The sequence below is a fragment of the Bradyrhizobium manausense genome (assembly GCF_018129685.1).
GTDB lineage: Bacteria > Pseudomonadota > Alphaproteobacteria > Rhizobiales > Xanthobacteraceae > Bradyrhizobium > Bradyrhizobium manausense_D.
This window is the reverse complement of record NZ_JAFCLG010000001.1, coordinates 1,194,867-1,206,842: the sequence shown is the minus strand read 5'-3', so window position 1 is coordinate 1,206,842 and position 11,976 is coordinate 1,194,867. Positions and strand designations below refer to the sequence as shown.

At 62.9% G+C, this 11,976-nt stretch carries 12 protein-coding genes; 7 read left to right on the top strand and 5 right to left on the bottom strand.

The window, feature by feature from the left end; genetic code table 11:
- Nucleotides 1-73: 73 nt before the first annotated feature.
- From rpiA to gor, 3 genes are read left to right on the top strand one after another with little or no spacing between them, the layout of a single operon-like run.
- Complete coding sequence (rpiA, locus tag JQ621_RS05985; protein WP_212233453.1) at nt 74-772, top strand: ribose-5-phosphate isomerase RpiA; 699 nt, start codon at nt 74-76, stop codon at nt 770-772.
- Nucleotides 773-793: 21 nt separating this feature from the next.
- Nucleotides 794-1,315: a DUF2059 domain-containing protein gene (locus JQ621_RS05980; protein ID WP_212233452.1), complete on the top strand. Its 522-nt coding sequence runs from the start codon at nt 794-796 to the stop codon at nt 1,313-1,315.
- 47 nt (nt 1,316-1,362) lie between these two features.
- Nucleotides 1,363-2,751 (top strand): glutathione-disulfide reductase, encoded by a 1,389-nt coding sequence (gor, locus tag JQ621_RS05975; protein WP_212233451.1) that lies wholly within the window; start codon nt 1,363-1,365, stop codon nt 2,749-2,751.
- A 52-nt stretch (nt 2,752-2,803) separates the two neighbouring features.
- On the opposite strand, the gene JQ621_RS05970 is transcribed toward gor, so the two are convergent.
- The 4 genes from JQ621_RS05970 to JQ621_RS05955 form a co-directional block, all read right to left on the bottom strand.
- On the bottom strand, nt 2,804-4,363 hold the full coding sequence (locus JQ621_RS05970) for a porin (RefSeq protein ID WP_212233450.1): 1,560 nt from the start codon (nt 4,361-4,363) through the stop codon (nt 2,804-2,806).
- A gap of 345 nt (nt 4,364-4,708) precedes the next feature.
- Nucleotides 4,709-5,176 (bottom strand): hypothetical protein, encoded by a 468-nt coding sequence (locus tag JQ621_RS05965; protein ID WP_212233449.1) that lies wholly within the window; start codon nt 5,174-5,176, stop codon nt 4,709-4,711.
- Between the two features lie 389 nt (nt 5,177-5,565).
- A complete protein-coding gene (locus JQ621_RS05960) occupies nt 5,566-6,861 on the bottom strand; it encodes a DUF892 family protein (protein ID WP_212233448.1) in 1,296 nt (431 codons plus the stop codon).
- Between the two features lie 107 nt (nt 6,862-6,968).
- Nucleotides 6,969-7,976 carry an alpha/beta fold hydrolase gene (locus tag JQ621_RS05955; protein WP_212233447.1) on the bottom strand — a complete coding sequence of 336 codons (1,008 nt, stop codon included), beginning with the start codon at nt 7,974-7,976 and terminating at the stop codon, nt 6,969-6,971.
- Between the two features lie 279 nt (nt 7,977-8,255).
- Here JQ621_RS05955 and JQ621_RS05950 point away from each other — a divergent pair, with 279 nt between their 5' ends.
- Together JQ621_RS05950 and JQ621_RS05945 are read left to right on the top strand one after the other, a co-directional pair.
- Nucleotides 8,256-8,588, top strand: a complete 333-nt coding sequence (locus JQ621_RS05950) for a hypothetical protein (RefSeq protein ID WP_212233446.1) — start codon at nt 8,256-8,258, stop codon at nt 8,586-8,588.
- A 12-nt stretch (nt 8,589-8,600) separates the two neighbouring features.
- On the top strand, nt 8,601-9,221 hold the full coding sequence (locus JQ621_RS05945; RefSeq protein ID WP_212233445.1) for a general stress protein: 621 nt from the start codon (nt 8,601-8,603) through the stop codon (nt 9,219-9,221).
- A 45-nt stretch (nt 9,222-9,266) separates the two neighbouring features.
- On the opposite strand, the gene JQ621_RS05940 is transcribed toward JQ621_RS05945, so the two are convergent.
- Nucleotides 9,267-10,406 carry a hypothetical protein gene (locus JQ621_RS05940; RefSeq protein WP_212233444.1) on the bottom strand — a complete coding sequence of 380 codons (1,140 nt, stop codon included), beginning with the start codon at nt 10,404-10,406 and terminating at the stop codon, nt 9,267-9,269.
- 353 nt (nt 10,407-10,759) lie between these two features.
- On the opposite strand from JQ621_RS05940, the gene JQ621_RS05935 reads away from it, so the two are divergent.
- Nucleotides 10,760-11,068 carry a hypothetical protein gene (locus JQ621_RS05935; protein ID WP_249124686.1) on the top strand — a complete coding sequence of 103 codons (309 nt, stop codon included), beginning with the start codon at nt 10,760-10,762 and terminating at the stop codon, nt 11,066-11,068.
- A 268-nt stretch (nt 11,069-11,336) separates the two neighbouring features.
- Nucleotides 11,337-11,933: a hypothetical protein gene (locus JQ621_RS05930; protein WP_249124684.1), complete on the top strand. Its 597-nt coding sequence runs from the start codon at nt 11,337-11,339 to the stop codon at nt 11,931-11,933.
- The last annotated feature ends 43 nt before the right edge of the window (nt 11,934-11,976 follow it).

Below are 11,976 nucleotides of genomic sequence, written 5' to 3'. Positions count from 1 at the left end.
GGGAAAACGAGTCTACATAGGCCGCCGCGAGCTCTACCGGCGGCAATCCTGATTTCGAGAGGCGGGCGCAGACGTGGATATGGACCAGTTGAAGCGGCAGGCAGCGGCACGCGCCCTCGAGGAGGTGCGTGACGGCATGCAGCTGGGTCTCGGCACGGGCTCGACCGCCAAGCATTTCGTCGAGCTGCTGGGCGAGCGCGTCGCAGCCGGGCTCAACGTGATCGGTGTGCCGACCTCGGAGGCGACACGCGCCGACGCGATGCGCTGCGGCGTGCCGCTGACCACACTCGATGAGATCGATCATCTCGACATCACCATCGACGGTGCCGACGAGATCGACCCCCAGCTCAACCTGATCAAGGGCGGCGGCGGCGCATTGCTGCGCGAGAAGATCGTCGCGGCGGCCTCGGATCGCATGATCGTCATTGCCGACGAGACCAAATGGGTGCCGACTCTCGGCCGCTTTCCGCTGCCGGTCGAGGTGATCCCATTCGGGCTCGGGGCGACCCGGCGGGCGATCGAAAAGGCGTTTGCGGAATGCGGCGTTTCCGGGCAAATGGCGGTCCGCAGGGCCAAGGACGGCCACGCTTTCGTCACCGATGGCGGCCACTGGATCGTCGATGCCCAGCTCGGACGGATTGCGGATCCCGCAAGCCTCGCCAGGGCTTTGAGTGCGATCCCCGGCGTCGTCGAACATGGGTTGTTTATCGGCTTGGCCAGCTCGGCCGTTTTGGCGGGTGGCGAGGGAATCCGCGTGATTGAACGGCGATAAGCCGCCAAAAGGAGACCAGGAATGAAGAGCGTTTTGAAGATCGTGCCCGCAGCCTGCCTTGCCATCGCGTTGGCATTGGGGGCGGCGCCTGCGACCGCGCAGCAGCCGCCGGCCCAGCCGGCACCCACGCCCGGGGCGATTGCGGCGGCGAAGGAGATTCTGACGCTGAAGAATGCCAGCGCCATGTATGCCGGCGCCGTGCCCGGCATGGTGGAGAAGGTCAAGGCCACGCTGATCGGCCAGAATCTCAACTACCAGAAGGACCTCAACGAGGTCGCCCCGATCGTTGCCAAACAGCTGGCCGGCCGCGAGTCGGAGATCGGCGACGGCATGGTCGGCGTCTACGCCGGCGAGTTCACCGAGCAGGAACTGAAGGATCTCGTCGTGTTCTACAAGTCGCCGCTCGGCCAGAAGTTGCTCACCAACGAGCCCAAGGCGATCAACCTCAGCATGCAGGTGATGAATGCCTGGGCACAGAATTTCTCCGAGGTCGTCGCGAGCGCCTTCCGCGCCGAGATGAAGAAGCGTGGCAAGGAAATCTGACAGTACCTATCTGTCCGGATAATCCTTGAGCGGGGTCGGAGTGCACCATGGCCGAATTCGACGTCGATCTCTTTGTCATCGGTGGCGGTTCGGGCGGCGTGCGCGCCGCCCGCATCGCGGCCGGATACGGTGCCCGCGTGATGATCGCGGAAGAGTATCGCATGGGCGGCACCTGCGTGATCCGCGGCTGTGTGCCCAAGAAGCTGTTCGTGATCGGCTCGCACTTTCGTCACGAGTTCGAGGATGCCGCCGGTTTCGGCTGGACCGTTCCGCCCGCGACCTTCGACTGGCCGACCCTGATTGCCAACAAGGACAAGGAAATCGCGCGTCTGGAAGCGGCCTACACGACCAATGTCGAGAAGTCGGGCGCGCAAATCGTCAAGAGCCGCGCGGTGATCGAGGACAGGCACACCATTCGCCTGCTCGCCGACGACAGGAAGATCACCGCAAGATACATTTTGATCGCCACCGGCGGCGCGCCCAACCACGGCGCGGCGATTCCCGGCATCGAGCATGTGATCTCCTCCAACGAGGCGTTTCACCTGAAGAAGCTGCCGAAACGGATCGTGATCCAGGGCGGCGGCTACATCGCCCTGGAGTTCGCCGGGATCTTCGCCGGCTTCGGTTCCGACGTGACCGTGATCTATCGCGGCGACAACATCCTTCGCGGTTTTGACGAGGACGTTCGCGCTCACGTTCGCAGCGAGATGGAGAAGCAGGGCATCTCCATTCTCACCGGCTGCACGGTGAACAAGGTCGACCGCCATGGCGAGGAGTTCACCACGCATCTGTCGAACGGGTCGAGCATCGCGTCGGACCAGGTCATGTTTGCGATCGGCCGGCATCCCAACGTCGCCAATCTCGGCCTGGACAAGGCCGGCGTCGCCATCAACCCCAAGAACGGCGGCATCGCGGTCGACCATTTCTCGAAGAGCTCGGTCGACAGCATCTATGCGATCGGCGACGTCACCCATCGCCACAACCTCACGCCCGTCGCGATCCGCGAGGGCCATGCCTTCGCCGACACCGTGTTCGGCAAGCGTACGGTGCAGGTCGATCATTCGACCATTCCGACCGCGGTGTTCTCGCAGCCGGAGGTCGGCACGGTCGGCCTGACGGAAACCGAGGCGCGCGCGCAGTTCAGCCACGTCGACATCTACAAGGCGACGTTCCGCCCGATCAAGGCAACGATGTCCGGCCGCGACACCCGCGTGCTGATGAAACTGGTCGTCGATGGCTCGACCGACCGCGTGCTCGGCTGCCACATCGTCGGTGACGCCGCTGCCGAAATCACGCAGGTCGTCGCGATCGCGGTGAAGATGAAGGCGACCAAGGCCGATTTCGACGCGACCATTGCGCTGCATCCGACCGCGGCCGAAGAGCTGGTGACGATGCGCACGCCGACCGCGCGCCACGTGCGCCAGGCGGCGGAATAGGACGTCAAATCACGGGGAGCCGCGACCGGCTCCCCGATATTTTCCTTTCTGATCAGAAGTCAAACGTCATGCCGGTCGTGACCGCCTCGGTCTTGTTGCCGGCGACGACGTTGTTGTTGGCGTCGCGTCCGCAGACGCCGTAGCCGTGCCCGCTGACGCCGAGGCAGTAATGCGCGCCAGGTCCGTTGCGCAGATAGCTGCCGACCAGGTACCAGCTCACGAACGGGCTGAAGTGATACTTCACGCCGATCGCATACTGATCCGCACTCGAGTCCACCGTGTTGAGCGCGAAGTCGGCGGCACCGGCCGGAGCCGAGACCGCGACCCCCGGGACGGGATAGGCGTTCAGGACGCCCGTGCCCGGCGAACCCGGCGAGGCATTGGCGTGGGCCCATGACGCATTGATGTCCCATTTGTCGATCGTCTGGGTCGCGCTCAGGAAGTAGCCGTCGCGCGAGCGCTCGTTGAAGGCGGCGACCGTGTTCTGGCGGCGCATGATCTCGTAGATGCCGTACAGCTGGAGGCTGCCGATCATGTCGTTGAACTTGTAGCCCGCGCCGACCTTCGCAGCCCATTCATTGGCGATGCCGACCGCACCCGGCGGCACGGTCAGAACCGTGCCGTTGCTCAGCGCTGTCACGGCCTCGTCGCCGGTTCGGTTGGTGCCCTCGTGCAGTTCGTAGGCGGCAACGCCCGTAAACCCACCCTGATTGTAAGTCAGCGACGCGCTGTACAGATTGCCGTAGGAGCCGTCGGTGCAGCCCTCCGGCGCCGATGTGAGCGGGAAGCTCGAGCCGCTGCCGCGCGCCGAGGTGGCGGGGCAGTTGAAATCGCCGAGCGCGTAGTCGCTGTTGTCCTTCGCGGTGTTCTGTCCCGGCGAGATCATGAATGTGGCCTGGAAGCCGTTCCATACCGGAGATTCGTACCAGATCGCATGCGCGGCGCGCCAATCGAACTCGGCGCGGAGATCGCCGCCGGTGTTGCCCATGATCGAGTTGTAGTCGCCGAGCGTGGCCGAGAATGGATCGAACTTCGCCGTCGCCTTCTTGTAGGGCGTATCTGCCTTGCCGGCCTTGATCGTGCCCCAGGGGGTCTCCATGCCGAGGAAGCTGTCGCGCGTGCCGAATGCGGCGCGCTCGGTCGGAACGGCTGCGACCTCGACGAGCGACTCGAACTGCGCGACGGCGGCCCAGCCGGGATAGCCATAGGGATCCAGATTGTGCCGCGCACGAACGCCGAAATAGGTGAGATTGCTGGCGACGCCGAACTTCGTGCCCTGGTCGTAGACGCCGGCATTGAAGATATCGCCGGAGAGATCGACGTGGCCGTAGAGCGTCACCGTGGTGTTGTCGATGAAGGGATTGCTTCCGGGCGCCTTGCTGTAGAGCGGGGCACCGCCGATGCTGACGACGGTGTGCTCCGGTGCCGATGCTGGGGCCGGGGACGGCGCGACCGCCGCGTGCAGAACCGGATTGCCCTTGGGCGAGGCCGGCGCGACCGCGGTCGCCGCGGCTTTCGGCTCGGCCATGTGATTGACGCGTTCGCGGAGCTGGGCGTTCTCCTTTGCGAGCTTGGCATTGCTGCGCTCGAGCGCATCGAGGCGCGCGACCACGTCATCTATGGTTGCCGCTCTTAGCGGGCTGCTAATTATGGTTGTGCAAAGGGCCGCAAAGCCTGTGCTGAGCAGAAAGGCCTTCCTCATCTGGTTTCCCCTCTATCGCCGCGGACTCTCTGATGGGTCCGGGATAAAACGGAAGGTAATGTATGCCAGATGCCATATACAAATAGATTGGGACCGCGCCACTCGCTTTTCAGGCCGAGTGTGTCTGATCAGCAACTATTCCCAGCAAAGCGTGTCGCGCGGCGATCTGCCGCATCGCGGTGTGCCGGTCCGGTTCTTTGTCAAAAAAAGCAAGTTGAGTCTTTGGCTTAGCTTTGGTCCTACGTTGGGTCCGCTTCAATTGCCCCACGGCGGTTCGCTGCGTGCGAGACGGCCCGCAATGTCGGTCTGGAACAGAGGCGGTCCGAAAGCGAACCATTCATCGCCGATCTGGTAGACCAGAAGCCGCCTGTTCTCGGCGCAAAATTGGGTCAGCCAATCCAGCGCCTTCTTCCTTGGCGCCTCGCCGACCGGCACCACGACGTCGACCGGCAGCCCGCGCCAGAAGAAATTGGCGGCCAGCATGATCATGCTCGATTGGTCCGGTCGCATCCAGTCCGGCAGCGGGCTTGACGGGACCAGCCAGCCGCAGACGAATTCGCGGCAGGGATGCTGGGGGCGTTCCGGATAAATCGAGCATTGGTGCGCGACGCTGAACGGACACGGCTGCCCCTTGCGCACCTTGTGTCCGCGCACTTCGATCTGCAGCCAGCCATCGCAGCAGGCGGTGCAGCTTCCGCAGCTTCTGGTGACGTCACGGTTCACGGGCGAAGCTGGTGCTCCGGGCGCATTCGATCGCCCATGAACTACCAGTCCCGTTGGCCGAGGGGCAAGCGCTTCGGTCGACGAGGAGCGCAGGTCGACTTCACCCCTGAAACCGTGAGCTCGAGTCAGTGGTCATTTCGCTCGATGTCCGTGATCTTTCCCTTGCCTTGGCAGGCCTCACATTTGTTTGGATAGATTTTGCGGCCGGGATGCGCGGGCTGCTTCGATTTGGGAAAGCCGGTGCCGTTGCAGAGCGGGCAGGGATGCTCTCTGATCCTCGGGGTCATGCTGATCCGTTCCAACCGCCTTGCGGTTTGTAAAATCGGGAATGTCCTGGCAATCGGCGGCCCCATTCGAGTGGGGCCGCCTTCTCGAGCTTCGGTGCTGACCTAACCGCCAGCGGCGTCATCCTTGGCGAAGCTCTGCTCGATCGGGGCAGGCATTTTCGCAACCGACATCAACGAACGCGCGACCTGATTGAGCAGCTGATCCGCGTTCTCTTCTTCGGCCAGGTTCTTCGACAGCAGTGCGACGACGGCGCTGTGCCGCAGCTGCTGCGCGAGGTTGCGGGCCGTCGTGTAGCCGGCAATCTCGTAATGCTCGACACGCTGCGCCGCGCCGATCAGCGCGAGATCCGCAGCGGCATCGTCCTTCCTGGCGCTCTCCTTGATCACCTCGTCGCCTTCCTCGACAAGTCCCTGCATGCCCTTGCAGGGCTTGGCGCGCGGCTTCTTGCCGAGCAGTTCGAAACACTCGTCCAGACGTTCGATCTGGGCTTCGGTTTCGGCCAGATGAACGGTGAACAGCTCGCAGAGCTGGTCGTAGCGCGCAGCCTCGATCATCTGAGGAAGCGCCTTGGTCAGTTGCTTCTCGGCATGCAGAAGGTCGCGCAGCTGGTCGATCAGCAGATCGTCAAGGCCGATGGCCGGCTCCGACGGCGAACTCTCCGCAGCGATCGAAGACGCCGTGCCGGGCTCGCCGCTCTGGAGCGCCGGCGATTCCATGAACACCCAGTCTTCGCCCTCGTTCCACGGACCCCTGGTGTCGATTTCTCCGTTGTCGCCGACTCCCGTGGAGTCGTTGAAGAACTGGTCCACCAGACCAGGCGTCGGAGCGATGCGGCCGATGCTGAAGGCAGGCTTCTTCATGCTTTCCAGCGCGCGCGAGAACGCCTTCATGTGGGTGATTTCGCGTGTCATCAGGAACTGCAAGGCGTCCTTGGTGCCGGCATCGTCGCAGAAATTGATCAGGCGTTCATAGACGATCTTGGCGCGGGCTTCCGCGGCGATGTTGCTGCGGAGGTCGACGTCGAGCTCGCCGGTGATCTTAAGATAGTCGGCCGTCCAGGCGTTGCCCTGCGAATTGCAAAGGCTGACGCCGCCGCCGCCGGCGATCGCGATCAGCGGATCGGCTTCCGCCGCTTCGCGATCGAACTTCATGGGCTTCAAATGCAGCCGCGCGAGGGCGCCGACGACCTCCAGATGGCTCAGCTCCTCGGTGCCAATGTCCATCAGGAGATCCTTGCGGTCAGGGTCTTCGCAATTGAGCCCCTGAATGGAGTATTGCATGGCGGCCGCCAGCTCGCCGTTGGCGCCGCCGAACTGTTCCAGCAGCATGTTGCCGAACCGCGGATCCGGCTCGTCGACCCTGACCGTGAACATGAGCTTCTTGACGTGATGATACATGGAAAGACCTTCGATTGCAGGAGATACGGAGAGCCAACTGAGCGCTGTACGGGACGTTCCTAATTCGGACCGTACGCGATCGGATTTGCCCGACTTGAGCTTGGGTCTTAGTGCAGCGTTCCTGCCGCAGCCTCGTCAACGGCGGCCATGAGGTCAGCCGTGTCCGACTGCTGGATCATGTGACCGGCATTGGGGACGCGGCGCATCTTGCTGTGCTTGATCTCGTCATGCAGCCGGCCGGACTGTTCGTCGATGTCGATGAGGCGATCGTCTTCGCCGGCCAGGATGGTGACCGGCATGGCCAATTCTCCGTAGGTTTTCGCCGATAGCATCGCGGCCGGGACCATCAACGCTGCCTCGGCCGCGCCGGCACGAAGCTGCGACGGACGTACGGCCAGCGCTTTGGGGAAGCCGTCGAATTTTTGCGGGACGGATTTCGGTCCGAACAGCTGTCTTAGCATCGCCGGCCACATCAGGCGGCTGAGGATCGGTGAAATGGTGTGACTGAGGACATCGCCAAAACCCGGGATGGCCGGCCCGGCCATCGCCATCATTGCGTCGGTGCGCGCGGTCGGGAAATAATAGCCCGAAGCGAGGATCAGGGCCTCGACCATTGCGGGGTGTCTGCCTGCCAGCGCGACAGCGACTGACGCGCCCCAGGAATGGCCGAGCACGATCGCCTTTTCGACGCCGAGATGCGCAAGCGCATTCTTGAAGAGGTCGGCTTGGGCTGCAGGTGTCCACACGACATTGCGGGGCCTCTGGCTGTGGCCGAAGCCGGGACGGTCGAATACGATCACGCGATAGTCCGTGGCGGCGAGATCTATGAGGCCGCTCGACTCGAAATCCTGGATCATGCTGCCGTTGCCGTGGAGCAGGACCAGCGGGCGACCGGATCCGCGCTCGACGTAATGCAGACGAACGCCGTCGATGTCGATGAACCGACCCTGTGGCGGGTGATCGCGCTGTGCCTTGTCCGCAAGCCGCCGATTGACGATCGCAGCCGCGGTCATCAGGCCGACCGTTGCGACGACGGCCGAAGTCAATGGATGCTCCACGAAGGCACGAAGGGTCGAGGCCGTCAGCGAGGGCGAACGTTTTTTGAGGATGCGCATGTGACACTTTCGCTGACTGGAGCCAGCTATTTGAGAGCAGGAAAGGGAAGCTTCCCGTCGATCCGCAGGTCACCTTCGCAGTGCCGACGGAACGCACGCATGGTCAAATCGCCAATTCAGGGGACGGCATGCTCATTCACGGGCCATGTCGTGCAGACGCAACAGAGGGGCCGGACATATGTTCCTAAACCCAGATGCACGCCGGAAAATCAGAGTGGAGGCCGAGGAACGAAAGCTCCGATGAGGGCTTGGCTTACTCCTTACAGTCTGGAGACATTCATGAAACGTCCGTCACTCCTTGTTTGCATTTCCGTACTCGCGGCTGCCACGGCATTGGCGGCTCCGGCTTCGGCGCAAAATCCGCCGGCGCAATCAGGACCGAACAACAACGCCGTTAACAGCTCGGGGCAGAACAACTCCGACGCTCCCGTCGCGGGCCGCAACAGTTTCACCGAAGGACAAGCCAAGTCGAAGATCGAGGATGCCGGCTACGCCAACGTCACCGAGCTGAAGAAGGACGACAAGGGCGTTTGGCGGGGCCAGGCCAGCAAGGGTGGATCCGCCACCGCCGTCAGCGTCGACTTCCAAGGCAACGTCAATTCAACCAAGTAAGAAAGAATCAAAATGACTGTTACGATTTCCCGTCTTTACGACAAATACAGCGACGCCCAGCAGGCGGTTCAGCGGCTCGAGGCTGCCGGCGTGCCGCATTCTGACATCAGCATCGTCGCCAACAACTCCGACAGTTGGTTCAACGATGACAAGAAGGTCGATCGCGACCACAACGGCGTCGACGATCGCGCCGAAGGCGCCGGGAAGGGTGCTGGCATCGGTGCGGGCCTCGGTGGTACCGCCGGTCTTCTGGCCGGCCTTGGCTTGCTGGCGATCCCAGGGCTCGGACCTGTTGTCGCAGCGGGCTGGCTGGCGGCCACCGCGGTCGGTGCAGCCGCGGGAGCCGCGACCGGCGGTGTTGTCGGCGCGCTCACCGAGGCCGGCATTTCGCGGGAGGACGCAGATTCCTATGCCGAGGGTGTTCGTCGCGGAGGTACGCTGGTGTCGGCGCGGGTCGCGGATGCTGACCGTTCTCGGTTCGATTCGATCTTGAACGAGTCCGCCGTCAATCTGCGGGACCGAAGTGCCGTCTGGCAAAAGACCGGATGGAAGGCGTTCGATCCCGCCAGTCGGCCTTATGGTGCCGAAGAAGTCCGTAAGGAGCGGCAGCTGTACGGCGGGCCTTTGCGCTAATCGGGATTTTAACGGTCCGCTTCGGCGGGCCGTTTTTTTGTGCGGCTACGCGTACAGATATCCGACCGGCTTGCCTTCGGTGCGCAGCGGACGGATGTCCTTGTGCGTGATGATCTGGCCGGCGAGGCCATCGATCTCGTCGCGCTGGGTCGGCGTCCAGCTGCGAAGCTCGTTCATGCCCTTGAGCAGGCCGAGGCGCAGCACCTGGGTGTTTTCGCCGACGCCGATGAGGCTGATCGAATCCCTGCCCGCGGTGACCACATCGCCGGCGGAGAGTTCAAAGATCTCGCCCGCCTTTTTCTTGAATTCGGCCGTGCCGCGGATGACGCGATAGATCACGACCTCGCCCTTGGCAAAGCTCGTCGTGTCCGCGGCCGCGGACGTGCTTTTGGGCAACAGCCCATGCCCGCGCGGATCGGTTGCGATGATGTGGCCGGTCACGAGATGCCCGCTGGGAATCTCGATCCCGGTATCGCGCACGTAAACCTGCAGGGCCGATTTGACCGAGCCGTCGGCGAGCGGCTTGTAAAGCGCGTCCAGCGCGAGGGGATCCTGCAGCCAGAAGCCGGCATCGGCGGGACGATCGTGCAGCGGATGGCTCCAGGCGACGCGCGGCGTTTCGTCTTCGTTGATCTGATCCGGTCCGACGATGGTCGGGTTCGGGAAAGTGGTGGGATCGGTGATGAAAGCTTCGAGGAATTTGCCGGAGTAGCCCATCGAGATCGGGTCCGGCACCACGGTCTGCGGCGTCTTCAGGTTTTCTTCGGTCGACAGGCCCGACCAGGTGTAGAACAGCTGGCGGTGCACGATCGCGCTTTGCAGCATCACCGCGCCGGGGCCGACATTGTACCAGCGCCCGTCATAGTCGAAGGTGAACGCGCCCGAGGTGACCAGCACGAGCTGAAAGCCGCCCGGCGGAAGATGCAGATGGAAATCGGTGGGGCCGGTGTCGGGCCGGTAGATCGGCAAATTGGTCGCGACTTCGTGCAGGAGGAAGGTTTCGTTGTTGGCATGAAAGCCTTCGTTGGCGCGGTTGTAGAGCGCTTGCGGACGGTACGTCGCCTCGAACGTCGCATTCCTGTCGCGGTCGATCGCAACGAAGTCCTGGGTGTTGAGGCGGAGCGGCGCACCGTTCGGGTGGGTGAGGCCTGTGGTCTTGAGATCGCCCGCAGCATGCACGTTCATGACGTCTCTCCGCTCTGCGCCATTGCCAGCTTGCAGATTCATTGCGAATTTTGGGCCAGTTGGTTTGCGCAGCGGCTGAGCCGCTTGATGGCTCGGTGCGGTGAACCCGTTCGGCAAGAAATCCGTTGGCTGCACGGGAGGTTAGATCGCCCGCATGGTCCGATTGCGCGACGTTGCAGCAGAGCTTTTCGCGCCCGGGACTGCGAGGTGACTTGTCTAATTTGTCATCAAGTCGCTCGCGGGTGTGCAGCTGTGGCTCTTGCTGATCAGCGATGGCGTCGCAACTGGTCAAGGCGGCGATTGACAATTTGTTCATGTTTTGTTCTTATGCTGCGACCGAGATGGAGGCAGACATGGACAACCGCATCAACGAACTCCGCAGAACGATCAGAGCGCTCCGCGTCAGCATGCGCGAGGCCGAGGCAATCATGCATGAGCAGATCAATCGCGATGAGGACTGCAGTTTCGTGGCGCAGGAAGTCATGAAGATGCGCGCCGTGATGAGCCTGCTGGCGAAGGAGCGAACCGCGCTCGGCGATCAGGAGCCGATCCTCGTCAACAGCTTCTTCATCCCGCGGCGCCGGTCGGCACGAAGGCCGGCCGCTCTGTCTGCCCCGACCGTCGAGTCTGTGTTTCGTCCACGTCTGGTGGCCCGGGCATGAGGCGAAGGCCGCCTCAATCAAAGCGGTGAGGCGTGGCCCGCTTCGGCCTGCCCGCCGGGCTATCCTCCCACTTCGCCATCTCCATGGTGCGCGCGATCAGCGCTTGATCTGACGATACCGCAGGGCAGCGGGTGACAACATCCGCGTTTCATCAGCGTTTTCTGGCGCACCCTTAGACGTTCATTTACCCTTCAGAGCTGGAACCCGTAAATTAATACATCTCTTAATGCGGCACCGTTAGGTTGCGCACTGTCATTGAGTGCACAGCATGCTCCGCTTTATTGTTCTGACCTGCATGGCGTTCGTCACCACGTTCGTCGGCGTATTCTGGGCGATGCGAGGATTTCCCACGACGACCCCTTCGCTGGTTGCCCCATTGAGGCCGACGCTTTCGACCTCGTTTGGCGATGAGAGCTCCAAGGCCTACGAGCGCAAGGCGTGGGAAGCTGAGCATACGCTGCAGAGCGACAAGGACCCGAAGCTTGACGCGCTGCGAATGGATGCGCTGCAGGCAGGCACGGCCTACGCGATGTCGCCCTGCGACAAGACCATGAAGGCGAACCTGATCGCCGCTACGGCGGCTTATGCGCGTGGCTGGGCGAAGATCTACGACTGTCCAAATCCCGCCATGGGGATGTTCTGCAGCGAGCAGAAGCGCGATCAGGCAAACGCGGCGTATTCGACGCCGCTGGACGTTCGCGTAAAGGAGCAGCTGGCCGAAGCGTTCGAGCAAAAGGGCATCGTCAAGGAAGACTTCCCGGAAGATATCCGCGAAACCGTCCTCGCATTCACCGGTCCGGGCCTGTGGTTCGAGCCGTCCGCGGTGTGTCTGCCGCGGCAGCGCGCGAGCGCGAACGCCAGATGAACCGCCTCTGGTTCATCGTCTGGGCCCTGGTCATCTGGCAAGT